Consider the following 24,467-nt stretch of genomic DNA (forward strand, 5'->3'; position numbering starts at 1 on the left):
CCGCCGCAGACCAGAGCAGGGAGAGCGGGTTGATGTTGCTGTCATCCACCCTCATCAGGGCGTGGTGAGTTCGCGGATGATCACGCTCCAGTGGTCGAGCCCGTCGTAGAAGGCCTTGATCGGTACGCGCTCGTTCAGCCCGTGGGCAAACATTTCGTCCGGGTTCATGAACACACCGCTGACTGCCCAGGTCGGGATGCCTGCATTGCGAAAATGCATGCCGTCGGTGCCGCCAGACTCCATGTAGGCAATGAGCTTCACGTCGGGATAGCGCCTGTGCACCGCCTTGCCGACGGCGGCAACCACGTCGCTGCGCAGCTCGGACATGGGGCTTTCGGTGGGATCCGCCAGCATCGTTAACTCCACCGCCTCGTTGTCGACAACCTCGCGCAGCGTGTCCTCGACGGCAGCGACGCCAACACCTGGAAAAATGCGGCAGTTGACGGTGGCGGTAGCAGACTGGGGCAGGGCGTTTTCGGCGTGGCCCGCCTGCAGCATGGTCACGACGCAGGTGGTGCGGGTGGTACCGACATAGGAAGGCTCCTGCGCCAGCCGCGCCGCAGCGGCCTCGTCCTGCGGGTCGTAGGCGAAGGCGACCATGGCATCGCCCAGCTCGCCGCCAAGCTGTTCACCGGTGTGCTGGAAGTACTCCAGCGTCATTTCACTCCACTGCACCGGAAACTGGTAGGCCTGTACCGCCTTGATCGCGTCGGCGAGATCGTAAATGGCATTGTCCTGCCGCGGCCGGGAGCTGTGTCCGCCGGGATTGCGCACGGTCATTTCCCAGGTGGCGTAGGTCTTCTCCGCCGCCTGTATGCGATAGGCCACGGCGTTGCCCTCCGCGTCCAGCACGCCGCCGCCAGCATCAGAGTTGAGCGCGTATTCCGCCTCCGCAAGGTCCGGGCGCTCGTAGGCCAGCATACGGGTGGTGCTCATGCCGCTCTCCTCGTCACCGGAAAACACCAGGTAGAGGTCGCGATCGGGCACAAAGCCCTCTTTTTTCAGGCGGATGAAGGTGGACGTGAGCTGCGATACGCCGAACTTGTTGTCGATCGTGCCGCGGGCATAGAAGTTGGTCCCGTCCTCGGTGAGCTGGAACGGTGGGCGCTCCCAGTCGTCTGCCAGGGCTTCGACAACGTCCATGTGGCCGAGGAACAGAATGGGTTTTTTGTCGGTGGAGCCGTTGCCGCGGTAGCGCGCGACCAGTGAGGCGAATTCGCCGGTCATCGGCACCTCGATATCCTCGGGAGGGAAACCGGCGGCGACGAGCTCGCCGGCGAGGTAGGTGGCCACTTTCGTGGTATTCCCCATGCGCTTGGAGGTGTCCACTTCAACAATGGTGCGGTAGATCTCGAGGGTTTTCTGCGCGTGCTCCGAGCGGATGGTGTCGTCAGCCTGCAGCGCGGGCGCGGCGCTGAGTCCGGCGATCAGGCACATGGCCATGAGTCGCTTTATTCTTGACATGTGAGTCTCCCGTGACTTGTGATGGCGGCAGTATAGCCCATGTCTCCAGGGTCAGGTCGGTATCGGACCTGACCCCAAAGGGACAAAAGGAAGCCCGATGAAGCTCGACCGCACCGACCGCGCCATTCTCAACCTGCTCCAGGGCGACAGCCAGCTCACGCACCAGGCCATTGCCGAGCGCGTCGGCAGCTCCAGTTCCTCGGTATGGCGCCGCATCCAGGCGCTGGAGGAGGGCGGTGTGATCGAGGGCCGGGTGGTGCTGCTGTCGCCCGCCAGCCTCGGCATCCGCGTCAGCGTGATCTGCAACGTCAAGCTGGCCCACCACAACGACACCTCCCGGGTGGACTTTGAGGACATGGTCCGCCAGGCACCGGAGGTCATGGCCTGCTACGCGGTGTCCGGCAACCACGACTACACGCTGCTGGTCATGGTGCGGGATGTTGAGGACTACGAGCGCTTCCTCACGCAGAAGCTGCTCAACAGCCCGCTGGTGGATGCCGCCGCCTCGAGTTTCACCCTGCGCACGGTGAAGCGGACGACGCGGATCGAACTCTGACGGAAGTGCGATTTTTCGGAATATCCTGCCACTTTTATGTCGTTATCTGAAAGCGTGTTTCAAAAACTCGCGTCGAAGCCCCGATTCTGGCAGCATTCCCCGCAGCTTCGGGAATACCATAGTGTTTTCATAGGGTAAGGAGACAGGCAATGGTGGATCAGATGGAAAACCCGATGGGAACCGACGGCTTTGAATTCGTCGAGTACGCCGCACCCGATCCCGAGCTGCTGCGTGATCTGTTCACGCGCATGGGCTTCCCCGCCGTGGCGCACCACCGCACCAAGAACGTGACGCTGCACCGGCAGGGCGATATCAATTTCATCGTCAATGCCGAGCCGGACAGCTTTGCCCAGGCCTTCGCCCGTGAACACGGTCCCTGCGCCTGTGCCATGGCGTTTCGGGTGAAGGATGCCCGTGCGGCGCTGAAGCGTGCGGAAGAACTCGGCGCCACCGTTATCCGCGAGCCTGTAGGTCCCATGGAGCTGAATATTCCGGCGATCGAGGGCATCGGTGGCAGCCGCCTGTATCTCGTGGATCGCTACGGCGATCGCACTATCTACGATGTTGACTTCGAGCCCATCCCGCAGACCGAAGACAACGCCAGCGCGACCACCGGCCTGACCTACATCGACCACCTGACCCACAACGTGCAGCGCGGCAACATGGACAAATGGGCCGGTTTCTACGAAAAGCTGTTCAACTTCCGCGAGATCCGCTTCTTCAACATCGAGGGCAAGAAGACCGGCCTGCAGAGCCGTGCGCTCACCAGTCCCTGCGGCAAGATCCGCATACCGATCAATGAATCCTCCGACGACAAGAGCCAGATTGCCGAGTATCTCGACGCCTACAACGGCGAGGGCATCCAGCACATCGCGCTGGGCTGCGAGGACATCTATGCCTCGGTGGATGCGCTCACCGAGCGCGGCCTGACCCTGCAGGAGACACCGGATGCCTACTTCGACCTTATCGACGAACGCCTGCCCGGGCACGGGGAAGACGTCGAGGCGCTGCGCCAGCGACAGATCCTGATCGACGGCGGCGAGAAGCAGGGCGGCGGCTATCTGCTGCAGATCTTCTCGACCACGGTCATCGGTCCGATCTTCTTCGAATTCATCCAGCGCAAGGGCAACGACGGCTTCGGCGAAGGCAACTTCCAGGCCCTGTTCGAGTCCATCGAGCTGGAGCAGGAACGCCGGGGCGTGATCTGAGCCGGCGTCATGCGAGAGAGTGGGACACGGCAATGAGCCTTACCCAGCGGGACATTATTGCGAGCCTCCCGGGCCACCTGCAGCCCTTTGCCCGGGTGCAGGACCACGCCACGCAGTACACCCGGCGCGATCACGCGCTGTGGCGCTTTCTCATGCGACGGCTGACGCGCAGCCTGGCACGCACCGCGCATCCGGTGTATCTGGAGGGGCTACAGCGCACCGGGGTATCCCTGCGGCACATCCCCTCGATCGACGACATGAACCAGAGCCTGGCGCAGCTGGGCTGGAGCGCGATCGTGGTGGACGGCTTTATTCCGCCGGCCATCTTCATGGAATTCCAGGCGCGCCGGGTGCTGGTGATTGCGCTGGAGATGCGCGATGAGGAACACACGGAGTACACGCCGGCGCCGGATATCCTGCATGAGGCGGCAGGTCACGCTCCCTTTATTGTCGATGTGGACTACGCCGAATTCCTGCAGCGTTTCGGTGAGGTCGGCATGCGCGCCATCGCCAACCAGCACGACTTCGAGGTCTACAACGCGGTGCGCACGCTGTCCGACCTGAAGGCCTCGCGCAATGCGCCGGCCGATGCGGTGGCCGAAGCCGAGGCGAGCCTGACCGCGCTCACGGAAAGTGATGCGCCGCCCTCGGAAGCGGCGCTGCTGGCGCGCCTGCACTGGTGGACCGTGGAATACGGGCTGGTGGGAACCCTGGACGACTACCGGATTTTCGGCGCCGGTCTGCTGTCCTCACTCGGCGAAAGCCAGCGCTGCCTGGACGACAGTCGGGTGCGCAAGATCCCACTCACCGTGGATGCCATCAAGTGGAACTACGATATCACCCGCGAGCAGCCGCAGCTCTTCGTCACGCGCAGCTGCCGCCACCTGTCCCAGGTGCTGGAGGAATTCGCCGCGGGCATGGCCTTCCGCCGCGGCGGTGCTGCCTCGGTGCGCCAGGCCATCGAGGCCGGCACCGTGTGCACGGCGGAGCTCGACTCCGGCGTGCAGATCAGCGGACGCTTTGTCGACATGATCTGCGATGCGGTGGATAACGTCAGCTACCTGCAGACCCGGGGTCCGGGGCAGATCGCCTGGCGCGGCAGCGAACTCTATGGCCACGGCACTGAAAGGCACCCCGAGGGCATCGGTGGGCCCGTGGGTTACCTCAAGGATTTCAGCCGCTGCCTCTCCGATTACAGTGTGGATGAGCTGAAGGCCCACGATATCCGACTGGGTGAGCGCGTCACGCTGGAGTTTCTGTCGGGGATCACTGTCAGCGGCATTCTGCGCCACATCCTGCGCATGGAGCACCGCAACCTGCTGCTGCAGTTCGACGACTGCCGCGTCACCACCCTGGACGATCGCGTGCTGTTCGAACCCGCATGGGGTCCCTACGACATGATCGTGGGCGCGCGGGTGACATCGGTGTTTGGCGGCACGGCGGATCGCGAGGCGTTCCGGCTCTACTAGCGGGCCACTACACCGCATAGAGGCATGATTCGTGCATCCGGTAGCTGAATGGCAAGCGGATGGCGGAGTCACTTATGTCTGTTTCATTAACGCGCAGGGCTTTTCTGGAGCGGCTCGGTGCCGCGGGGGGCTCTGCTGCGGTGCTGCAGGGCGCAGTGGCGCTGGGGCTGACGCCGGGTGCGGCAAACGCGGATGCGCTCTCCAGACCGATGCCGGTGGGCGATGGCCGCTCGGTTGTTCTGCTTGGCGGCGGTCTGTCGAGTCTCATGGCGTGCCTCGAATTGGAGCGCGCCGGCTTCCAGTGCACCATTCTGGAAGCCTCGCATCGTCTCGGCGGGCGCAACCTCACCCTGCGCTCCGGCGACCTGATCGACGAGATGGGCTTTCCGCGCCGCTGCGAATTCGATGACGAACCGCATCTCTACTTCAACGCCGGACCGGCGCGCATTCCCGCGCACCATCGCCTGCTGCTCCACTACTGCAAGACCCTCGGGGTGGAGCTCGAGCCCTTCGTCAACGTCGACTACAACGCCTGGACCCAGGATGACGCGGCCTTTGGCGGCGAGCGTGTGCGCCAGCGCCACTTCGTCACCGAGGCCCGGGGTTTCCTGGCCGAGCTTGCCGGCAAGCTCAGCCGGGAGGGCGCCCTTGACGAGGCGCTGGATGCGGACGACGTCGAGCGCTTCATGGGCTTTTTGCGCAGCTATGGCGACCTCGACAGCAACCTGGTCTATCGCGGTTCCCCGCGCGGCGGTCACCTTCAGCCCGGGAATCTCTCGCCCACGGCCGGTATGCTTGAGCCGGGGCAGCTGCCGCCTGGGCTCGATTTCTCGGAAATTCTCAAGTCCGACTTCTGGCGCTACAAGATGCACTTTGGTGAAAGCGAAGACCAGGCAGCGCCACTGATGCAGCCACGCGGCGGCATGGATGCGATTGTGCACGCCTTTGAGCGCAATATCACAAGCCCCATGGTTACCCACGCGGTGGTGCAGCGCATCCGCGTGCTGGATGACGGGGTGGACGTGGTCTACCAGCGCGACGGTGCCCACCATCGCCTGCGTGCGGATTACTGCCTGAACTGCATCCCTGCGCACCTGCTGGCGGGTATCGATCACAACTTTCCGCCGCGCTACACCGAGGCGCTGAACAGCATCGGTCGCGGCAAGCTGTTCAAGCTGGGCATCCAGATGAACCAGCGCTTCTGGGAAGACGAGGGGATTTACGGTGGCATCTCCTGGACCAGCCAGCCCATCGAGCAGGTCTGGTATCCCCCTCACGGCGCCCACCTCCCCAGCGGGATTGTTCTGGCCGCCTATACCTTTGACCCCGCGCATGCCGAACTGTTTGCCCGCATGCCGCCGGAGCAGCGCTATGCCAGTGCGCTGTCGCAGCTGGAAAAGCTGCATCCGCAGGCGAAGCAGCACGCCCACACCTTTGTCAGCGTGCCCTGGCAGCGCATGAACTTCAACATGGGCTGCACCGCGAAATGGAGTGACACGGCGCGCAGTCGGCATTTCCCCTACCTGCAGCGGCCGCTGCGTGGCCGTCACCTGCTGATGGGGGACCAGATGAGCTACCACCCCGGCTGGCAGGAGGGGGCCTTCTCGTCCGCACATCATGCCATCCAGCAGCTGCAGTCACAGGTGGCAGCGCCGCGGGTGGCGGCGCGATGACGCCGGGGCGCCTGTTTGCGGAGCGCTGTATCGACAGACCCGGACGCCGGACATCCTCCCGCTGGCAAAGTGCCGGCTCTGTTGCGAGACGGCTGGCCGTCGCCCTGCTGTCGGCAGCGGCAATGGCGCACGCCGATCAGCACAGCGCAACAACAGCAGTGGATGACGGCGATTTTGTCTTGCCCCCCGTGGCGGAAGAGCTGATTGCCTGCACCACCTGCCACGGCGTGGGTCTTGGCGGTAACCGGGCATTGAATGCACCGCGACTCGCCGGGCTGCCGGGCTGGTACGTGCGCAATCAGCTGCGTGCCTTTCGCGAGGGCTGGCGCGGCCGGCATCCCGACGACAGCTACGGCGCGGCCATGTGGCCGCAGGCGGCGCAGCTGGATGACAGTGCCGTGGAACGCGCGGTCGATCTGGTCGTGTCCCTGCCGGCGCCAGTCTCTGGAGCGGCGCTGGTGACAGCCGCTGCGGACAGGGGTCGTGATGATCCCGCCGCCATCGGGGATACGGCCCGCGGTGCCGTGCTATATGAGGCCTGCGCCGCCTGCCACGGTGTCGATGGTAGCGGTAACGCGGACCTGCAGGCGCCACCGCTGGTCGGCCGCGAGTCCTGGTACCTGGCGCGGCAGATCGACGGCTTCCGTCGCGGCGTGCGGGGCTATGACGCACAGGACGTCGCCGGCACGGGCATGCGCCTGGCAAGCGCTGGACTCGCGGATGAGCAGGCGGTGTACGATACGGTGGCGTACATTGCCGGGCTGTCTACAACGATGGCCAGCGCGGCGGCGCCCACCCCACAACCCAAAGCTGAGGATAATTCCATGAACAAGCAACCGACTTCCCGCCCCCGCAAACTGGCCGCCACCGCGGCACTGGCGCTCGCGGTGGGCGCGAGTGCCAGCGCCTCGGCGGAGGTCCGCCGGCACAAGCTGCCCGGGAGTGATTTCCCCATCGCCCAGGCGGTGGAGGTGCTGCCGGGCACAACCCTGGTCTATCACAGCGGCACGACACCGCGCCCCGCCAATCCCGATGCAAAGGAGTATTCCCCGGACTACTGGGGCGACACGGAGGCACAAACCCTGTCCGTGTTCGCACGGCTGGAGGAGTCGCTGACAGCGAAGGGCCTGACCTTCGGTGACGTGATCAAGATGCAGGTGTTCCTGGTCGCGCCTGAGGGTGAGGACATGATGGACTTTCAGGGCATGATGCGTGCCTATCGTCGCTACTTTGGCACCGAGGACCAGCCCAGCCTGCCCGCGCGCTCGGCGCTGCAGGTGGCCGGGCTGGCGGTGCCGGGCATGCTGGTCGAGATCGAGGTGGTGCTGGCGCGGCCCTAGCGGGGCCGGGTCGTCGTCGCACCTGACCCCATCAGAAGGTCTTCCGGATCCGCAGCGTCACCCGGCTGGCCCGCTCGAACTGACCGATCAGGTCACTCTGCTGTCCCCAGATCAGGTCGGCGCCGAGATCCAGGGCCAGCGAGTTGCCCTGCTGCCAGGTGAGGGCTGGCCGCAGACTGCCGCTGCCGTCGCTGAGCACGTTGATCATCTCCAGTACCGCGCGCCAGCGCTCGTTGCGGAAGCTGCGCTGGATGCGCAGCGTGCTCACCACGTCGGTTTCCGGGCGGACCAGGTCGATGTCTCCGATGGCGATATGGTCCACCACCAGCTGTGCATTCAGGAAGACGCCCCCCGGCAGGCTCCAGTCCAGCCCGCTACCGATCAGCCAGCGCGATTCTTTTGCCGCCGCGAGCCCCCGAACAGGCACAAGATTCACCGGCTGCTCGGGAATATAAGCGCCCTCCAGTCGCCACACCCGCGCGCCTGCAGCGTGCTGCCAGGTGGCGCCCAGAAGCGTGCGCACCGGATAGCGGAGCTCCACGCCGTTGCCATCCGCCAGGAAAACCGGCTCCGTATCCGGGCCGTGAATGACCATGACACTGGTATCTGATGTGCCGATAGTCCGCGAGGCCCGAACTCCGAGCGTTGGATTATCCGGGACATCGACGTCGATACTCGCGGGTACAATGCCGGCCGGAATCCCGCCCCGGGATCGCGCCGCGCGGATATCGAACGCATCTCCCGTTCCTGCCAGTTGATTGACGGTGCCATCAAACGCAGCCGCGGCGTCCAGGCGCGTATCACCAAAACGAAAGCGTGCCCGGGCGCCCCAGCGTGAAATACGCTCGGGCCGGTCCTGCGTGAAGACCACCTCACGGCGGCGCACCGCATCAAAGCGATCCGTCACCTGTACGCCATCGAGCACGCCCCAGGCCACGGTCTGCTTGCCCAGCGTCAGCTGGGTCGTGCGTTTGCGCCAGCTGAGCGTGGCGGCATCGATTTCGACGCGGACATCATTGCCCGACTGCCAGGGCTCGGACACAGTGCTGTAGGTCTCCCGGGTACCAAGGCCAGTGTCGCTGGCTGCGCCCTCCAGACGCAGGCGGCCTTCGGCAGACCAGGTACGGCCCATTCGCAGCTGAGTCTCTGGCAGCAGGATGACACGCAGCTGCGACACGCCACCCCGGGTTGCGGCGGCTATCACGCTTTCTGTCTGCAGTGAACTGCTGCTGCGCAGGGGTGCCGCCGTCGCCTCGAGCGCAAGCAGGGCCGCAAGCATTGACGCAGAGAGTCGTGACAGGCGCATGACTGAGCGGCGCCTCGTGCTCGTCGGGGCGGGTGACAGATCCATGGAGTGCCTTGTCAGTCGAGGTAGGGTACGCCGTAGGCGAGGGACTCGGCGTCGAATACGCTGTCGTCAAGGTGCGGCCTGTGCTGCATGTCTGTGAAATACACGACGGTGGTATGGCCGCTCTGCAGCTGGTCCACCGTAAAGCGCATCGCGGTCCAGGCGCCGCCAACGGTGTCGAGTTCCTCAACGACAATATGCTTCAGAGGGTCACCGTCAGCATCAAGGTAGGTGATATCCACCGGAAAGTTGCGCTCGGTGTCGATCAGTGCGGTGAATCGCGAGTAGCCGGTTTCTGCAATGATCCGGGCTGACTGCGCCTCACCCTCGAGCCGCGCGTAGCGAATGCCGTCGACAGTCTCCTCCCGCGCTGACGTGAATATCCAGTCTTCCAGACCAAATTTGAAATCATCCTTGATATCACCGTAGGACAGATCGGTTCCCATGAAGTAGTCACCGCGATCTGACACTGGCAGGCGCCGCACGCGCCCGGTAGCGGGCAGGTACAGCCAGTTCTCGTCATCGCCGACCCGGTGGTCAAAGGTGAGGAAAGCTGTGTCGCTGATCATGGCTGGCTGGGTAAAGAAAATGGCAATGCGGATTGTCTCCGGCGTGTCCGAGTGGAACATCAGCGCCTCGCGCTGGCGCGTATCGCCGGATCCGTTGCGCATCGCGAAATGCATGGTGCCCACCCGGCCCTCGTTGGCCGGGCGCGCAGCGATTGCCTGCGCGGTTGCCAGCGCGGCAGGATCGGAGGCCCCTCCCGCCACAGCGGCACCGGTGCCTGCGGCCAAAAAGAGGGATAGCATGAACTGTCTAGGCGTGAGCAACATGAGTCTGGCTCCGTTGGGGAATGAGTGAAATGGAGGCAATGAGGGCCGGCAGCATGACCAGCGCGCCCACCAGCGATCCGAGGGCACCGACCGCCACCAGTACGCCGAACCAGCGCAGTGGCGGCGCCGAGCTGATGCAGATCACGGCCAGTGCAAGACCCAGCGCCACCGCCGACCAGAAGCAGGCCCGGGCGACAACGATATAGTTGCCGCTGACCGCGGCGCTTGCCTCGGGGTTGATGTCGAGCTGCCTGCGCAGCTGCGAGACCAGGTGGATGCCGAAGTCAACGCCGAGCCCCGTGGCGATGGCGGCAGTCATGGAGGTCGCCGGCGCAATATCGATTCCGAACAGTCCCATGCAGGCGTAAACCGTCACAACGCCGACAAAGACCGGTATTACCGCGAGACTGGCAAAAATCGCCGAGCGGAAAATCACCAGCGTGGTCAGGAAAACCAGGGCGGAGGCGACGCCAAGTCCGACAAAGTGGTTGGCGGCCAGTTGGCTCATCCAGCCATCGTTAACCGCGACGCGTCCGCTGATCTGCGCGTCCAGGCCGCTACTGGCGCGCCAGGTTTCCAGCTGGCGCTCGAGTGCGCGGACCACGGGCAGCGTGCTCCGGTAGCTGTCGGTGGAGAGCTGCGCCCGCACCAGTGCCCGGGTATGGTTGTAATCGATGTCGCGCCTGAAATCCTCGGGCGCACCGGCGGTTTCGTAAAGAAACATGTACTGGCCGGGCCCGCGTTCGCGGGTAGGCAGTTCGCCATAGCTGGCGTCAGTGAGCACCGCGTGTAGCAGGGACAGGTAGCTGTCGATGCCAGTGACATTCACGACCAGTGGCAGACTCGCCATCTCTCTGCGCAGGTCGGCAATGGCCCGCATGGCGGCTGGCGTCATCAGTCCACCGGTAGTCGGTGAGCTGACCATTACGTCCAGGAAGTTCATGCCGCCGAGGCGCGCGTTGATCGTCTCGTCGGCAATCCGCACCGGATCGTCGGCGACAAAGTAGCGCTGACGCTCGTAGTCAAATTCGGCGCGCAGGCCAAAAAAACTTAGCAGAACCAGTGCCGTGAAAGTCAGCGCCAGCGCCGTTTTCGGGCGCGACAGGGACGCGGTGGATACTGCGGCGATGGCGCGACCGATCGGCGTATCGTCTTCTTCCCGCGCGGGGCCCGCCCCGGGGCGAAGGTCAGTGAGAACCAGAATTGCCGGCAGGGCTGTGAGGCTGAACAGCCACGCGGCGGCCACGCCCACGGCAGCGTAGATGCCGAATTCGCTGATTGGCTGCATGGCGGCACCGACGGAAAGCCCGAGAAATGCGGCGATCGTGGTCAGTGTCGTCAGCGACACCGGCACAAAGGTATGTCCGAGCGCCTCGGATGCCGCCACGCGCGCGGACATTTCCGGCGAGACCCGGCGAGCCCGGAGGTAAAACACAGAAATATGCAGACTATCGGCTACCGCGATCGCCATGATGACGACCGGAAGAGCCGTGGTAATGAGGTAGTAACTCGAGCCCAGCCAGCCCATGAGACCAATGGCGACGGCGGCGGAGGAAGCGATGACAAACAGTGGCCCGAGCAGCGCGGCGGGCCGGCGCAGCGCGAACAGCAGAATCGCCAGTACGGTGAGAATGGCTGCCGGGATAAAGATTCGCGTATCGGTATCGACCATTGTTGCCAGACGCGCATTCATCGCGGCCACCCCCGCAACGTGAACCTGCGCCACGTCACCGGCCTCCCTCTCCGCAATCGCGCGAACCGCGGTGACGCTTTCCACGGCGTGATTCGGGTCAACGACCGGGACAATGGCGATCAGCATGTCTCCGTTGGTCGAGGCCAGAAGGCCCGACAGCATCGGCATATTGCGAAAGCGCTGGGCCGCCAGGGCCGCGGTTTCTGCTGTCACAGGGCCGGGTTCGATAATGGGGTCGACCAGCAGGTCGCCCTGGCTGCCGCTGATGGCATTTTCCCCGGCGAGGCTCAGGACATCATTCTTCTTCACGCCATCAACCCGGCGCACGGCCTGGTCGATTCGTCGCAGCGCCTCCAGCCGCGCCGGTGTGAAGGCGCTCTCCCCGGCGGGTGCTGCGAGGCCGATAACAATGGGGTCTTCAAGTCCGAACGTGTCACGGGCAATGTCCCGGGCCAGTGCTGCCGGATGGTTGCCGGGAACGAAAGCATCTACCGATGGATCCTTGGAGACGCCTCGCAGCCCCATACCGAATACCAGCGTCAGCAGACCGCAGGCGATCAGCAGCCTGGCGGGGTGTTGCAGCTGCCGATCCATCAGCGCCCGCAGCGTGTCAGAGATCCTTGAGTGCATGGTGTCAGTGCTCCTTTATCGGTTTATCGTCGTGCCGGCGTATGCAGTGACAGTGCCGGTTCGGTTCCACTGAAGCACTGGCAGTGATGCGGAGGGCCACCTGCAAGCTGCTCTGTTCCCTTAATAGCGAGAAAGCACCCCTGATCCCCTCACAAGGACGGACACAGAGGCAGAATTTGCGCGCATGAAACACTTGCGGTAATAATTCATGGTGGATCTGGTGGGCATGAATCTCCTGCGGATGTATCGACTGGAATGAATACGTTGACGGTCTGTGCGTTTTTTCTCAAAGCTAGATCACGGCGACGGATCGCGCATTACTGTAAAGACACCAATGCGGCATCGCGTGGCGGGAAGCGCAATCTGTGAGTCGGCGCGCGCGGCCAAGATTGCGTGACGTCCGTCGCGCCTATCATCTGCTGGGGGAGTGTCTGGAGCACCGCGAGGATTCCACGGCCTGGCGCGCGCATCTGCTGACAGGACTGCAGGCCATGACAGGTGCGCGCGTGGCGCTTTACCTGCATGTGGATGCGCCGCTGTCAGCGGTCGAGCAGGTCTCCGAAACCCTGGCCAGCGGGTTTCTGGACGCCCGGGAGCAGGCTCTCTGGGCGCATTACCAGGCGACGGAGGCCCACCGCGATGACCTTTTCCATCGCGGCTTCTATACCCGCGCTGGAGGCAGTAGCCGACTGGTTACCCGCAGCCTTTACGATGTTGTGGAGCGCAGCGCGTGGCAGCGCTCACGCCATTATGGAGATTATGTGGCTGCCTGCGGTCTCGGCGACCGGATCACCTCGTCGCTGTCTCTGCCAACGGCGGGCCCGCGCTGTGAGCAGACCCTGGTATTGCACCGGGACGCCGGGGATGGTGCATTCCCTGCTCCCGCCCGCTATCTCGTCCGGCTTGTCCATCACGGGTTGTCCGAGCTGCAGGGTCGGCTGTTGACCCTCCCTGGCACCAGGGAGGACCTCGCAGGACTGACGCCGAGAATGCGCGAGGTTCTGATGGGTCTTCTGGCGGGCGAATCGGAGAAGCAGATTGCATCTAGGCTGGGTTTGAGCCGGCACACGGTCAACCGTCATGTGCAGCGCGTCTACCGCCACTACGACGTTACCAGCCGTGGTCGCCTGCTGGCAAAACTGCGCTCGGGAGGGGGCGTGCAGAGCCTATCCCCCCGCTAGATCAACATCAATTTTCCCGATAACCCGCAATGCTTTCTCTACAGCCCCCGCTGTGCTGTCGCTCAGCGCCAGCGCCACACCCATGCGACGTTCACCCTGCACCTCGGGCTTCCCGAAAAGGCGCAGATGGGTATCCGGCTCTTCCAGTGCGGCGGCCAGATTGCCGAAACGTATGTCGGTGGCGTTGCCTTCGACCAGCAGAACCGCGGACGCGGCGGGGCCACGCTGGCGTATCAGCGGCACCGGCAGACCGAGAATGGCCCGGGCGTGCAGTGCAAACTCCGAGAGATCCTGTGAGACCAGGGTCACGAGGCCGGTATCGTGGGGCCGTGGCGAGACCTCGCTGAAGTACACCTCATCGCCGCGAACGAACAGCTCTACACCAAAGATGCCGTGTCCACCGAGCGCGGCGGTTACCGCTGCCGCGACCTCCCGGGCCCGCTCGAGTGCCTGCGGATTCATGACCTGCGGCTGCCAGGATTCGCGGTAGTCACCGCGCTCCTGGCGGTGGCCGATGGGCTCGCAGAATGCGGTGCCATCGCGATGACGCACCGTCAGCAGTGTGATTTCGTAGTCAAAATCGATGAAGCCCTCGACGATAACCGTGCCGGCTCCGCTGCGCCCTCCCGACTGGGCATGTTCCCAGGCCCTGTCGATATCGTCGGCGGATCGCACTGTGCTCTGGCCCTTGCCCGATGAGGACATGATGGGCTTGACCACGCAGGGCACGCCGATGTCGTCTACCGCAGCCCGGTAAGATTCCCGGGTTGCGGCAAAGCGGTACGGCGACGTCGGCAGCCCCAGTTCCTCTGCCGCAAGTCGCCGTATGCCCTCGCGGTTCATCGTCAGCTGCGCAGCGCGGGCGGTGGGTACGACGTGCCAGCCCACGGACTCCAGCCGTACCAGCTCGTCGGTCGCAATGGCCTCGATTTCCGGCACGATCAGCTGCGGCTTCTCGCTCTCCACCAGCGCACGCAGCGCTGCGCCATCCAGCATGTTGATGACGTGGCTTCGGTGGGCAATCTGCATGGCCGGGGCATTGGCGTAGCGGTCAACGGCGATCACCTCGCAGCCAAGGCGCATGAGTTCGATGGCGACTTCCTTGCCCAGTTCACCGCTGCCAAGCAGCATGATACGGGTGGCGCCAGGAGCGAGCGGTGTGCCGATGGTTGTCATGTCAGCGCCTTACTGTTCGATCAGCCTCAGTACATCACGCACGAGGTCGTTGGTGGTGATGATGCCCACGGCCTGGTTGTTCTCAGTGACCAGCAGGCGCTTCACGTTGTGGCCGTGCATCATGTGTGCCGCGTGCCGCGTGGCCAGGTCCGGGTGTACGGAGAGCGCCGGTTTGGCACACACATCGTAGACGTTGACCAGATCGATGTCGCCTTCCTCGGCGATGATGGTTTTGAGAATATGGGTATACGTGAGAAGACCAAAGGCGTCGTGACTATCATGCCGGTCAACCACCAGGCTCTTCACGTTGCGGTCCCGCATCATCAACAGCGCCTCGCGCAGCGTACTGAACGGCGAGATCGTGACGATGTCTCTTACCATGACATCCCTGACCAGTTTCCTCAAAGCCATACCCTAATTCTCCTCATCCAGGTCATGCATATGTTGTTCGAACTTCATCACCTGCGACATTTCGATGCCGGTGAGGTGATCGATACCCATACTGAAAGCGATTCCGCGGGAATTACCGTCGTCCACGAGAACGTCGCGCATGGCTTTCAGAATCGGCTGTGACAGCTGCTTGGCCACCACCATCAACAGTACCGACTGGCTGCCCTCAAACGTGAGGCCCAGGAAGGTCTTGCGGTTTTCGTCGCCAATACCGCGTCCAGTCAGTATGGTAATGCCGGAGGCGCCGGCTTTTTTGGCTTTTTCGATGGCGGCCTGCTCCAGGTCGTCAGGGGCGATCACCACTACGGCACAGAATTTCATGGGTCTGATCTCCTTCTCTTCGATGCCGCCTCAACCACCAGGGCATACAGCATCACGGAAATGATGGGGAATATGGAGGCGAAAGCAATCAGCCCGAAACCGTCGAGCAGCGCGCTGCGACCGTCGATCGAGCTTGCAAGACCAATACCGAGTGCGGTTACCAGTGGCACCGTGACTTCGGATGTGGTGACGCCACCGAGATCGAAGGCCAGCGCCGTAATATAGCGCGGAGACACGAAGGTCAGAATCAACACGACAAGATACGCAGTCATGATGTAGTGGTGAATCGAGTGGCCCCCAATGATGCGGAACACACCGACGCTGATGCCGATGGCAACGCCGAGCGCAACCACGAGGCGAATCACGTTGCCCTTGAGCTTGCCCGGCGCCGCCTGCTGGGCCTGATCGCCGATCGCGATCAGCGCGGGTTCCGCCATGGTGGTGGCAAAGCCGATCATGAAGGCGAACAGTAGGATGAGCAGGTTCTCGTTTCTCTCGATCAACTGCTCCGCCATGAGCGTGCCGACAGGGAACAGCCCGAGCTTGAGGCCCACCACGAAGGCATACAGCCCGAAAAGCACCAGCAGAAAACCCAGCCCGACGCGTGCGGCATTGGCGAGGGGCTTGCGCAGCACTACGTACTGGAAAAAGAGAACCACCAGGATCATGGGCAGGATGTCGCGCAGCATTTCCGCCAGGTCAAGCAGCATGCCCAGCGCCCAGTGCAGTTCGCGTGAGCCGGACGCAGCCAGGCTGACTGCCTCTGTCCCTGCCACGCTGTAGACCCAGATACCATAGAACTGGACGCTGATCATCGGCACCATAACCGCAAGGGCCACCAGGCCGAAGCCGTCGCGCAGCGGGTTGCGTCCGGCGATGGAATTGGCCAGCCCCAGCCCCAGCGCGGCTATCAGGGGCACAGTGACAATGTTCGTGGTGACACCGCCGGAGTCGTAGGCAAGGCCGACGATTTCCGCCGGGGCGAACCCGGTGACGCAGAGCACGATGACGTAGCCGCCGATCATCAGCCAGTGAATGGGCCAGCCGTAGACAATGCGCACAATGCCCAGGGCAATCACCGCGCCCACGGACAGGGCCACGATCACCCTCAGGGTAATGCCGTTGACCCGGCCCTCGCTGATCCGCTCCGCCTGCTCGGCCACGGCGATCAGTGCCGGCTCCGCCACGACAGCGGCAAAGCCCAGGGAGAATCCGAAGACCATCAGTAAAAGTACCGAGCCGCGGCGTGCAAACTGGTTGGCGAGACTCTTGCCGGCAGGAAAAATGCTCAGCTCAAGGCCCTGCAGAAACAGCGCGATGCCTATCGCCACGATTACCAGGCCCAGGCACAGGCTCGGCAGATCCGGTGGCAGTGAGCGGAAAATGGCCAGCTGGAAGAAGACGACCACTAGCACGATGGGCATCAGGTTGCGCAATGCGTGTAAAAATTGCGCATGGAGCTGCTTCAGGAAATACAGCAAGAATAAGCATCCGGCCAGATCGACGAGGCTATCATACCGTCTCCCTGCGGAGATTTCCCGGGCCTGTTACGGGCGGTCCGACAATCGCGCGTCTGAAGCGATTACTGCCAAGCGGGCTATGAAAACGGCTGGCGCCGCCTCCGGCCGGGTTTCCGGTCCGCGATCATAAAAGATCCCCGAGGCAAATTCCCGCGCCGCGCGAACTGGCGTGGGCGAGCAGCAGTTCCGCTGTGGCCAGCGCATCGCCAAGCGCATTGTGCGCCGCGTGACCATCCAGCCCGTAGCGCGCTCTGCAGCCCGTCAGTGTGAGGTCGCCTGCGCGGGGCGTCATGCTGCGGCGTGACAGCAGGCGCTGCTCGGCCCTCAGGGTATCGACAACAGGCAGCAGCAGGGGCGTGCCGTGGCAGGAACAGGCAATGGGATCGAGAAATGCCAGGTCGAGACGGGCATTGTGGAACACCAGAATCCGCCCGCGGGCGGCCTGCAGGAGTGCGTCGAGTGCGCTCTCTGGCTTCTCGCCATCCGCCAGATCCAGGTCGCGGAGCTGGTGGATAACCGCACTCTGTCCCACACTGCTGCTGGCACGCAGTACCCGGTGGCTTGCGCTGCCAAGGTCAATGGCTCCGGTGCGCACAGCCACCCAGCCCAGGCTCAGCAGCTCGCCCTGCTGCGGGTCCAGCGAAGACATCTCGGCATCCACCACCAGAAAGTCCAGCGATCGCCAGTCCGTGCGCGGCGACGGCAATCCTGCCTGCCAGCAATCCATCAGCGCGCCGGGCCGCAACCGCTTGCGGCGGCGAAAACGTGCCACTCTCAGTCCGAGCAGCTGCGGCGCGACCACACTCAACCCATGCCGGCGCGGTAGGTCTGGCGCACGGCGGACTGCGCTTCATCAATAATGGTGAAGGCATCGCGCAGCTGTTCCCGCGCCAGGCGCGGCAGCTGCCGGGGGTTGAGAAAATTGTTCACGGCCGTGCCGGCGGCGATCTGCTCGCACTGGTGCCGTATGCGCTGCTGCTGCACGCAGTGCAGGGCATCGGCCAGATTGCGACTGTCGCCGATACTCAGGTGACGTCCTTCGGCCAGCGCTTCCAGGCGTTCCCTGGTATTCACCGCGCTCACCTGGCGCGCGAGGGCATGCAGGCGCACGATCTCGGTGATCGGCAGCACGCCGCGCTTCTTCAGGTTGAGGCTGTCGCGATGCTCACCATCGCGATCGACCACAAAGCGACGAAAAATCCCCAGCGGTGGCTTGCTTGCCAGGATGTTGGCCGCCAGTGCCGCGAGAAAAATGGTGTCGCGCGATGCGCGGCGCAGCATGGTGTTCTGCAGCGCGGTGCATAGCGTGGGGTCGCCGTGAATGGCACGCAGGTCAAAGAAGATACTGACGCGCATCACCGCTGCAGGGGTGGGTGCACGCGTCCAGCTGGCCACGGTGTCCTGCCATACCGCCAGTGGCTGGCGCCAGCTGTCGGTGGTGGCCATGACGCCGCCGGGGCAGTAGGCATAGCCGCAGGCCGCGAGACCGTCACACACCCGCTGCGCCAGCGCCGCATACCAGCCGTGCTCGGCGGCGGGCACCAGGTCGCTGATAACAATGCCGTTGTCCTGATCCGCGCCGAGCAGCTGTTCACCCCGGGCCTGTGAGCCGAAGGCCAGCCACGCCCAGGGTCCGGGCGCCGGGCCCAGCTCGCGCTCGGCCAGCTGGATCAGGCGCAGCGTGACCGCGTCACTGATTGCCGTGAGCAGCTGTGACACCTGTTCGGCGCGCATGCCGGTCTGCACCCAGGTCAGCAGTTGATCCGGCAGGCCGGTGAGCAGTTCGCGCAGGCCGTCCACGCTGTCCTGGCGCGACAGGTGCTGCACCAGATAGACCGGATCGTTGCGCCGCGCCAGGATCAGGTCGGAGGTGGTGATGATTCCCCGAAGTTCCCCCTCATGCAGCACGGGCAGGTGGTGATAGCCGTGCTGCGTCATGCGCAGGGTCGCGTTGAAAACGGTCTCCTCCTCGTCGATGCTCTGGGGGTCGGGCGTCATGATCTCGCGCACCGGCGTCCGGGTCGGCAGCGACGCCGCCACACAGCGGCTGCGCAGGTCGCGGTCGGTCACAATGCCCAGCAGCTGTCCGGCCTCTGTCACGAACACCGAGGACACCCTGCGCTCGGTCATGGCAGCCGCCACCGCCTGTATGGGCGTTTCCGGGGCAACGCAGAGCAGATCCGTGGTCATCAGCCGTGCGACCGGGGCCAGCAGCGGATTGTCATCCGGCATGTAACGCGCGGCGCGGCGCAGGCGACGGCTGCGCTGGCGACTGAAGTAGCGGTCGAAGTCGCGGTTGGCGGCGCGCAGCCGCTGGTAGGCGGCGTCCGGCAGCAGATAGATCAGGGCATCTTCAATCACCGTGGCGTGCACCACTTCCGCATCGGCATTCAGGCCGCCGATATGGAAGCTCTCGCCTTCGCCGAGCCGGTCGAGCAGCTTGTTGCTGTCATTGCGCAGGTCCACAGCGCCGCTGCGCAGGAGGCGCAGGCCCATGGGCCGGGTCGCGGCGTCAAAGCGCTCGGCCTGGGGGTGATAGGAGATTTTCAGGGCCGCGACCGCCTCCTGCAGCTGCGCTTCATCCAGCACATCGAAGGGCAGCGACTGGCGGAGGAATCCGGCCACGCCGGCCAGCTCAGCGGGCGGCGTCGTCATCGGCGCAGCTCCCGTTTCGGGGCAGCGGCGAACGCGGTCCCCGTCTCGGCAAAATACAGCGCCCCCGCTGCCCGGGCCACCAGCTGAAGCTTGGCGTCTGTCGGCAGATCGCCGGGCAGCGGCAGCACCCAGGTTCTGCCATCGTCACCGCGCGGGTTCAGCGCACGCGGCGAGGCGGTCACGTCACTGCCGGCGGACTGTTCCTCTGCCGACGCAGACACGGCCAGCTTCACCCCGTCCAGGGGATGCGAGGCCGTGAGGCGCAGCTGTGGCGAGGCGCCGGAATGTGCCTCCAGGCGCAGCCAGAGCTCCGCGTTCTTCAGCTCGCAGCTGCCGCTGGCGTAGCGGCAGTTTGACTGCGCCAGCAGCGGGTAGGACTGTCCTGCCTGCGCCGGTGCCGCACGTTCGCCGATCAGCTGGCCGACCGCGAACCAGGCCAGTATGGCCATGACCGGGGCCACCAGCAGCGCCACGATAACGTGCCTGTTGGTGAACATGCGCTCAGTGATCCAGCGCGGCTTCGGCGCCGGCGGGCACGCGGATGTGCTGCACCAGTTCGCGGACTTCGGCGGGCGGCGCCTGGGTCACCGCGGAGACGCCAAAAGCGACGGCGAAGTTGACCAGCGCACCCACCGCACCGAAGGCGTTCGGTTCGATGCCCAGGAACCAGTTCTCCGGCGTATCGCCGAGGAAGGCGGTGGACTCCACAAACATGATGCCCTTGTGCTGGAACACGTAGAACAGCGTGACGCCGAGGCCCGCGAGCATGCCGGCGATGGCGCCCTCCTTGTTCACCCGGCTGGAGAAAATGCCCATCATCAGCACGGGAAATATGGAGGAGGCCGCCAGGCCAAAGGCCAGCGCCACCGTTCCCGCAGCAAAGTCAGGGGGGTTGAAGCCGAGATAACCGGCACCGACGATCGCCGCCGCCATGGCGATCCGCGAGGCGCGCAGCTCGTTCTTTTCGCTGATTCCCGGCCTGATCATGCCCTTTAGCAGGTCGTGGGAGATGGCGGAGGAAATGGCCAGCAGCAGTCCGGCGGCGGTGGACAGGGCCGCGGCCAGACCGCCGGCCGCCACCAGCGCAATGACCCAGTTTGGCAGCTGCGCGATTTCCGGGTTGGCCAGCACAATGATGTCCAGGTCCACCGTCACCAGCTCATTGGTTTGCGGGTCGGCGCTGTAATACATCTCGCCGTCGTTGTTCTTGTCCTCGAACTCCAGCAGTCCGGTGGTCTCCCAGTTGCGGAACCACTGAGGGCGATCCTCGTACTGCAGGTACTGGCCGGGCGCAGGCTCGATGGTCTGCATGAGGTTGAGCCGCGCCATGCCGGCCACTGCCGGTGCGGTGGTGTAGAGAATGGCGATGAACACCAGCGCCCAGCCCGCGGAGGAGCGCGCGTCGCGCACCCTGGGCACGGTGAAGAAGCGGATGATCACGTGGGGCAGTCCGGCGGTGCCGATCATCAGCGACGCCGTGTAGGCAAACATGTTGAGCCCGGACAGGCGCACGTCGGTGGTGTATTCGTTGAAGCCGATGTCCATGACCATCTGGTCGAGCTTGTCGAGCAGGTAGGTATCCGTGCCCACCAGGGTGCTGCCGAGGCCGAGCTGGGGGATAGGGTTTCCCGTCAGCTGCAGGCTGATGAAGATGGCGGGAATGGTATAGGCCAGAATGAGCACGCAGTACTGTGCAATCTGGGTATAGGTAATGCCCTTCATGCCACCGAGCACCGCGTAGAAGAACACGATGCACATGCCGATCAGCAGGCCGACGTTGTAGTCCACCTCGAGAAAGCGCGAGAAGGCGACGCCGATCCCCTTCATCTGGCCAATGACGTAGGTCGTCGAACAGATGATCAGGCAGAGCACGGCCACCGCCCGTGCGGTGCGCGAGTAGAAGCGGTCGCCGATGAACTCCGGCACCGTGAACTTGCCGTACTTGCGCAGGTAGGGTGCCAGCAGTAGCGCGAGGATCACGAACCCGCCGGTCCAGCCCATAAGGAACACGGAGCCGCCGTAGCCCATGTAGGCAATCAGGCCGGCCATGCCGATGAAGGAGGCCGCGGACATCCAGTCCGCCGCCGTGGCCATGCCGTTGGCCACCGGATGGATGCCGCCGCCGGCCACATAGAACTCCTTGGTGGAGCCGGCGCGGGACCAGATGGCAATGCCGATGTAAATGGAGAAGGTGAAGCCGACAACCAGATAGGTGAGGGTCTGCAGTTCCATGGCCTCAGTCCTCCTCGACGTCGAATTCGCGGTCGAGGACCGCCATGCGCCAGCGGTAGATGAAGATCAGCACCACAAACACGTAGATGGCACCCTGCTGGGCAAACCAGAAGCCGAGCTTGTAGCCGCCAATCTGGAACTGGTTGAGCACATCCACCAGCAGGATGCCGCAGCCGAAGCTCACCACGAACCACACGATCAGCAGCTTGAGCATCAGTGCGAGATTGCGATGCCAGTAGGCCTTGGCCTGTTCTTCTGTCATTTTTTTTGCCATGTCGGGCTCCTTCCGGGTTTCCCTTGAGTGTCCAAAGCGCTGCTCGGCGCTGTTCGTCGTTACTGATCAGAAAACGTATCTCACCGCCATCTGCAGCCGCATCATGTCGCCGTCGCGCCCGTCCTGCAGTTCGCGGCCGGCAACCATCACCTCGCCCCCGAACAGCAGCCCCGGGGCGGCAGCATAGAACAGATTGGCGTGGAAAGAATGGTAGGACTTGGCCAGTGCCTCCGCGGGCAGGAAGTTGGTTGGCGACGGGTTGTCGGCGCCCATGGCGGACAGCGACAGGGTGCTGCGCCAGCTCGGGCTCCAGTGGTGGCGATAGGCGGCGTAGGCACCCCACTGACCGAAGGTCTCGATGCTGCCATCGCTGCCGCTGGCCACGTAGGCATCATCGAATGCATTCAGGCCGAGATAGCGGCCCATGGCATCGCCATAGCTGACCATGAAGCGCAGATCGTCGGCGCCGACCTGCCACACCCCCGAGAGGCTGAGTCCGTAGCCGTAGGCGGTGTCCTCATCGGCCAGGGCGCCGCCGGCACTGCGTGCATCGTAGGCCAGCTGGCGCACCACGCCGGCCAGCGACCAGTCCAGACCACCCTGCGTGCCGTTGTAGCGCGCCACTAGATCGGGCATGAGCTCGTTGTCATCCAGGCGGGTGCTGTTGTCGTTCAGGCGCACGCGGGTAATGGCATTCTCCACTGCCAGCTGCAGGCCACCCGAGGTCCAGCGCACCTGTGGCTGGCGGCCAAACGCCGTGCCGGCCGGTCCCACAAAGTCGAGCAGGTCGGGCAGGCTGGCCACGTTGTAGAAGGTCGACCAGTTCTGCCCCGCCATGATCGACTTGCCGGGGGCGTACTCCCAGGCCAGAAAGGCGTGGCGGATGCGCGCGGCGAAGCTGTTGGACACGCGCTCGTCGCCCTGTGCCCCGAGCAGGAAATCCAGCTCGACGTGGGAGCGCAGGCGTCCGGCGCCGGTCTCGGTCGCGGTGTCGAAGAAAAACCGCGAGGTTTTCGCGTGCAGGTTGGTGCGGCTGGTGCTGTCGCCGCTGCCATCCGGACCCTCCACCGGAATCAGTGCCGGCACGAACAGGTCATCCATGATCGGTGGCGGGCTGCCTTCCGCGTAGCGGCTGGCAATGGCATCCAGCTGTATGTAGCCACCGTAGCGCAGGCGGGTTCCTTCGGGCATGGCTCGCGCAGCGTTGAGGTCGTCGCGGCTCGCCCACTCGGCGGCGATGGTCTCGGAGCGCAGTCTGTCCGATGCCGGCTGCGGTGCCTCCGCTTCGGCGCGCAGGGTGGCGAGCGCGGCCTGCATCTGGGCCAGCTGTGCCTCGAGCGCGGCGATGCGTGCATCCGTGTCACCGGAATCTGCCACGGCGCTGCCCGCCAGCAGCAGGCCGGCGCCGATTATCGTCAGTCTGTGAACCCCGGGTCTGTTCATGTTGCCGGTCCTTGTTCGGTTACTGTTGTCGGGGCGAATCGGTCGGGAGCCCCCCTGCACGATGACGTTGTATCGCGTTGACGACGAGGTGAACATTGGACCTTGGTATAAGACGCTGTCCGTAGCGCCGGGGAGGCCTGTAACGACAAAATCGGGAAGGGTGTCTGAAAGAGGGGCTTTACACTGCCCTCAGGGCTGACGAGAATGCCGGGGAGCAGCCGTAGAACAACACGATAAATACAGCCCCGCTTGCCGGGGCCGGCACAGGCGCCTTATGTCAGCCATGTCCAGTGCATCCTCCTGTGAATCCCCGTCGTCGCGAACCCTCGTGATTGCCGATGATCATCCGCTGTTTCGCCAGGCGCTGATGCAGGTTCTCGGCGAACGCTTTCCCGGCGCGCTGCTGCGCGATGCCGAAGATGTGGCGGCGCTGCAGGGCGTTCTCGACGTCTGTGGTGAGGTGGATCTGCTGTTGCTGGATCTGCACATTCCCGGCGCTGTCGGACTGTCGGCGCTGTCCTGGCTGGTGGGCCAGCGTCCGCAGCTGCCGGTGATCCTGATTTCCGCAAACACCCATCCTGAAACCGTGCGCAGGGCAATCGATCATGGCGCAGCGGCCTTTCTCTCCAAGTCCGCCGATGTGGATACCATGGTCGGCTGCATGGAGGCGGTGCTCGACGGCCGTCGCGGTCTGCATCCGGGGCTCGAGGCGTCCGCCGAGGGCGTGGACCTGTCGGGCCTCGACACCGCCGAGGCGCTGGGCAATCTGACGCCACAGCAGTTCCGGGTGCTGAATATGCTGGCCGAGGGCCTGCTGAACAAGCAGATCGCCCACGCGCTGGAGGTCAGGGAGGTAACGGTGAAAGCGCACATTACCGAAATCTTCCGCAAGCTCGGGGTGCATTCGCGCACACAGGCGGTGCTCGCCCTCGGCAGCCTGGTGATCGCGCCGCCGGATGCGCTGTCGCGGCCGCCAGGCGCCTGAGTCCGCGCGGGCGGAA

At 64.3% G+C, this 24,467-nt stretch carries 21 protein-coding genes; 7 read left to right on the forward strand and 14 right to left on the reverse strand.

From position 1 onward, the window contains the following. Positions 1 to 54: 54 nt before the first annotated feature. Complete coding sequence (locus EV688_RS10450; protein ID WP_117318050.1) at positions 55 to 1,464, reverse strand: M20/M25/M40 family metallo-hydrolase; 1,410 nt, start codon at positions 1,462 to 1,464, stop codon at positions 55 to 57. A 97-nt stretch (positions 1,465 to 1,561) separates the two neighbouring features. Here EV688_RS10450 and EV688_RS10455 point away from each other — a divergent pair, with 97 nt between their 5' ends. The 5 genes from EV688_RS10455 (at position 1,562) to EV688_RS10475 (ending at position 7,710) form a co-directional block, all read left to right on the forward strand. After that, positions 1,562 to 2,020, forward strand: a complete 459-nt coding sequence (locus EV688_RS10455; protein ID WP_117318048.1) for an Lrp/AsnC family transcriptional regulator — start codon at positions 1,562 to 1,564, stop codon at positions 2,018 to 2,020. A 149-nt stretch (positions 2,021 to 2,169) separates the two neighbouring features. Further along, positions 2,170 to 3,228: a 4-hydroxyphenylpyruvate dioxygenase gene (hppD, locus tag EV688_RS10460; protein WP_117318046.1), complete on the forward strand. Its 1,059-nt coding sequence runs from the start codon at positions 2,170 to 2,172 to the stop codon at positions 3,226 to 3,228. A 32-nt stretch (positions 3,229 to 3,260) separates the two neighbouring features. Then, the gene (locus tag EV688_RS10465) at positions 3,261 to 4,697 is read left to right on the forward strand and encodes an aromatic amino acid hydroxylase (RefSeq protein ID WP_117318044.1); all 1,437 of its coding nucleotides are present in this window, start codon (positions 3,261 to 3,263) and stop codon (positions 4,695 to 4,697) included. A 74-nt stretch (positions 4,698 to 4,771) separates the two neighbouring features. Beyond that, on the forward strand, positions 4,772 to 6,370 hold the full coding sequence (locus EV688_RS10470; protein WP_162883917.1) for a flavin monoamine oxidase family protein: 1,599 nt from the start codon (positions 4,772 to 4,774) through the stop codon (positions 6,368 to 6,370). After that, positions 6,367 to 7,710 (forward strand): Rid family hydrolase, encoded by a 1,344-nt coding sequence (locus EV688_RS10475; RefSeq protein ID WP_117318040.1) that lies wholly within the window; start codon positions 6,367 to 6,369, stop codon positions 7,708 to 7,710. The genes EV688_RS10470 and EV688_RS10475 overlap by 4 nt, the downstream gene beginning before the upstream one ends. Before the next feature lie 31 nt (positions 7,711 to 7,741). On the opposite strand, the gene EV688_RS10480 is transcribed toward EV688_RS10475, so the two are convergent. The 3 genes from EV688_RS10480 to EV688_RS10490 are packed head-to-tail and all read right to left on the reverse strand — an operon-like array spanning position 7,742 to position 12,214. Next, positions 7,742 to 9,016 carry a DUF1302 domain-containing protein gene (locus EV688_RS10480; protein ID WP_117318038.1) on the reverse strand — a complete coding sequence of 425 codons (1,275 nt, stop codon included), beginning with the start codon at positions 9,014 to 9,016 and terminating at the stop codon, positions 7,742 to 7,744. A gap of 56 nt (positions 9,017 to 9,072) precedes the next feature. Continuing rightward, complete coding sequence (locus EV688_RS10485) at positions 9,073 to 9,891, reverse strand: outer membrane lipoprotein-sorting protein (protein WP_117318036.1); 819 nt, start codon at positions 9,889 to 9,891, stop codon at positions 9,073 to 9,075. Then, positions 9,875 to 12,214, reverse strand: a complete 2,340-nt coding sequence (locus tag EV688_RS10490) for an efflux RND transporter permease subunit (RefSeq protein ID WP_117318034.1) — start codon at positions 12,212 to 12,214, stop codon at positions 9,875 to 9,877. The genes EV688_RS10485 and EV688_RS10490 overlap by 17 nt, the downstream gene beginning before the upstream one ends. Before the next feature lie 365 nt (positions 12,215 to 12,579). Here EV688_RS10490 and EV688_RS10495 point away from each other — a divergent pair, with 365 nt between their 5' ends. After that, on the forward strand, positions 12,580 to 13,395 hold the full coding sequence (locus EV688_RS10495) for a helix-turn-helix transcriptional regulator (protein ID WP_205686637.1): 816 nt from the start codon (positions 12,580 to 12,582) through the stop codon (positions 13,393 to 13,395). Here the strand turns inward: EV688_RS10495 and purT are convergent. The 10 genes from purT to EV688_RS10545 all read right to left on the reverse strand — a co-directional run bounded on the left by purT (position 13,381) and on the right by EV688_RS10545 (position 23,466). Beyond that, positions 13,381 to 14,571 carry a formate-dependent phosphoribosylglycinamide formyltransferase gene (gene purT, locus EV688_RS10500; protein WP_117318032.1) on the reverse strand — a complete coding sequence of 397 codons (1,191 nt, stop codon included), beginning with the start codon at positions 14,569 to 14,571 and terminating at the stop codon, positions 13,381 to 13,383. The genes EV688_RS10495 and purT overlap by 15 nt on opposite strands. 9 nt (positions 14,572 to 14,580) lie before the next feature. Further along, a complete protein-coding gene (locus EV688_RS10505; protein WP_117318030.1) occupies positions 14,581 to 14,982 on the reverse strand; it encodes a CBS domain-containing protein in 402 nt (133 codons plus the stop codon). 3 nt (positions 14,983 to 14,985) lie between these two features. After that, complete coding sequence (locus EV688_RS10510) at positions 14,986 to 15,342, reverse strand: P-II family nitrogen regulator (RefSeq protein ID WP_117318028.1); 357 nt, start codon at positions 15,340 to 15,342, stop codon at positions 14,986 to 14,988. Next, positions 15,339 to 16,766 (reverse strand): DUF1538 domain-containing protein, encoded by a 1,428-nt coding sequence (locus tag EV688_RS17715; protein WP_117318138.1) that lies wholly within the window; start codon positions 16,764 to 16,766, stop codon positions 15,339 to 15,341. The genes EV688_RS10510 and EV688_RS17715 overlap by 4 nt, the downstream gene beginning before the upstream one ends. A 220-nt stretch (positions 16,767 to 16,986) precedes the next feature. Further along, positions 16,987 to 17,634 carry a 3'-5' exonuclease gene (locus tag EV688_RS10520; protein ID WP_240624368.1) on the reverse strand — a complete coding sequence of 216 codons (648 nt, stop codon included), beginning with the start codon at positions 17,632 to 17,634 and terminating at the stop codon, positions 16,987 to 16,989. Positions 17,635 to 17,666: 32 nt separating this feature from the next. Then, positions 17,667 to 19,517: a DUF294 nucleotidyltransferase-like domain-containing protein gene (locus tag EV688_RS10525; protein ID WP_117318026.1), complete on the reverse strand. Its 1,851-nt coding sequence runs from the start codon at positions 19,515 to 19,517 to the stop codon at positions 17,667 to 17,669. Then, positions 19,514 to 20,014, reverse strand: coding sequence for a hypothetical protein (locus EV688_RS10530; RefSeq protein ID WP_117318024.1), 501 nt, complete (start codon positions 20,012 to 20,014; stop codon positions 19,514 to 19,516). The genes EV688_RS10525 and EV688_RS10530 overlap by 4 nt, the downstream gene beginning before the upstream one ends. A gap of 4 nt (positions 20,015 to 20,018) precedes the next feature. Continuing rightward, the gene (locus EV688_RS10535; protein ID WP_117318022.1) at positions 20,019 to 21,749 is read right to left on the reverse strand and encodes a sodium:solute symporter family protein; all 1,731 of its coding nucleotides are present in this window, start codon (positions 21,747 to 21,749) and stop codon (positions 20,019 to 20,021) included. Between the two features lie 4 nt (positions 21,750 to 21,753). Beyond that, positions 21,754 to 22,023, reverse strand: a complete 270-nt coding sequence (locus EV688_RS10540) for a DUF4212 domain-containing protein (RefSeq protein WP_117318020.1) — start codon at positions 22,021 to 22,023, stop codon at positions 21,754 to 21,756. Positions 22,024 to 22,089: 66 nt separating this feature from the next. Then, a complete protein-coding gene (locus tag EV688_RS10545) occupies positions 22,090 to 23,466 on the reverse strand; it encodes a DcaP family trimeric outer membrane transporter (RefSeq protein ID WP_240624367.1) in 1,377 nt (458 codons plus the stop codon). Positions 23,467 to 23,749: 283 nt separating this feature from the next. Here EV688_RS10545 and EV688_RS10550 point away from each other — a divergent pair, with 283 nt between their 5' ends. Further along, the gene (locus EV688_RS10550; RefSeq protein ID WP_117318132.1) at positions 23,750 to 24,451 is read left to right on the forward strand and encodes a response regulator transcription factor; all 702 of its coding nucleotides are present in this window, start codon (positions 23,750 to 23,752) and stop codon (positions 24,449 to 24,451) included. The last annotated feature ends 16 nt before the right edge of the window (positions 24,452 to 24,467 follow it).

The sequence above is a fragment of the Chromatocurvus halotolerans genome, from assembly GCF_004340525.1.
In the GTDB taxonomy this organism is placed as follows: Bacteria; Pseudomonadota; Gammaproteobacteria; order Pseudomonadales; family Halieaceae; genus Chromatocurvus; species Chromatocurvus halotolerans.

What these genes read in the sequence shown, in the direction of transcription:
- EV688_RS10535 (WP_117318022.1), bottom strand. Translation starts at nt 21,749, where the DNA reads ATGGAACTGCAGACCCTCACCTATCTGGTTGTCGGCTTCACCTTCTCC.
- EV688_RS10525 (WP_117318026.1), bottom strand. Translation starts at nt 19,517, where the DNA reads ATGACGACGCCGCCCGCTGAGCTGGCCGGCGTGGCCGGATTCCTCCGC.
- EV688_RS17715 (WP_117318138.1), bottom strand. Translation starts at nt 16,766, where the DNA reads ATGCCCATCGTGCTAGTGGTCGTCTTCTTCCAGCTGGCCATTTTCCGC.
- EV688_RS10490 (WP_117318034.1), bottom strand. Translation starts at nt 12,214, where the DNA reads ATGCACTCAAGGATCTCTGACACGCTGCGGGCGCTGATGGATCGGCAG.
- EV688_RS10480 (WP_117318038.1), bottom strand. Translation starts at nt 9,016, where the DNA reads ATGCGCCTGTCACGACTCTCTGCGTCAATGCTTGCGGCCCTGCTTGCG.
- EV688_RS10540 (WP_117318020.1), bottom strand. Translation starts at nt 22,023, where the DNA reads ATGGCAAAAAAAATGACAGAAGAACAGGCCAAGGCCTACTGGCATCGC.
- EV688_RS10530 (WP_117318024.1), bottom strand. Translation starts at nt 20,014, where the DNA reads ATGTTCACCAACAGGCACGTTATCGTGGCGCTGCTGGTGGCCCCGGTC.
- hppD (WP_117318046.1), top strand. Translation starts at nt 2,170, where the DNA reads ATGGTGGATCAGATGGAAAACCCGATGGGAACCGACGGCTTTGAATTC.
- EV688_RS10470 (WP_162883917.1), top strand. Translation starts at nt 4,772, where the DNA reads ATGTCTGTTTCATTAACGCGCAGGGCTTTTCTGGAGCGGCTCGGTGCC.
- EV688_RS10485 (WP_117318036.1), bottom strand. Translation starts at nt 9,891, where the DNA reads ATGTTGCTCACGCCTAGACAGTTCATGCTATCCCTCTTTTTGGCCGCA.
- EV688_RS10465 (WP_117318044.1), top strand. Translation starts at nt 3,261, where the DNA reads ATGAGCCTTACCCAGCGGGACATTATTGCGAGCCTCCCGGGCCACCTG.
- EV688_RS10545 (WP_240624367.1), bottom strand. Translation starts at nt 23,466, where the DNA reads ATGAACAGACCCGGGGTTCACAGACTGACGATAATCGGCGCCGGCCTG.
- EV688_RS10475 (WP_117318040.1), top strand. Translation starts at nt 6,367, where the DNA reads ATGACGCCGGGGCGCCTGTTTGCGGAGCGCTGTATCGACAGACCCGGA.
- EV688_RS10510 (WP_117318028.1), bottom strand. Translation starts at nt 15,342, where the DNA reads ATGAAATTCTGTGCCGTAGTGGTGATCGCCCCTGACGACCTGGAGCAG.
- purT (WP_117318032.1), bottom strand. Translation starts at nt 14,571, where the DNA reads ATGACAACCATCGGCACACCGCTCGCTCCTGGCGCCACCCGTATCATG.
- EV688_RS10505 (WP_117318030.1), bottom strand. Translation starts at nt 14,982, where the DNA reads ATGGCTTTGAGGAAACTGGTCAGGGATGTCATGGTAAGAGACATCGTC.
- EV688_RS10455 (WP_117318048.1), top strand. Translation starts at nt 1,562, where the DNA reads ATGAAGCTCGACCGCACCGACCGCGCCATTCTCAACCTGCTCCAGGGC.
- EV688_RS10550 (WP_117318132.1), top strand. Translation starts at nt 23,750, where the DNA reads ATGTCCAGTGCATCCTCCTGTGAATCCCCGTCGTCGCGAACCCTCGTG.
- EV688_RS10450 (WP_117318050.1), bottom strand. Translation starts at nt 1,464, where the DNA reads ATGTCAAGAATAAAGCGACTCATGGCCATGTGCCTGATCGCCGGACTC.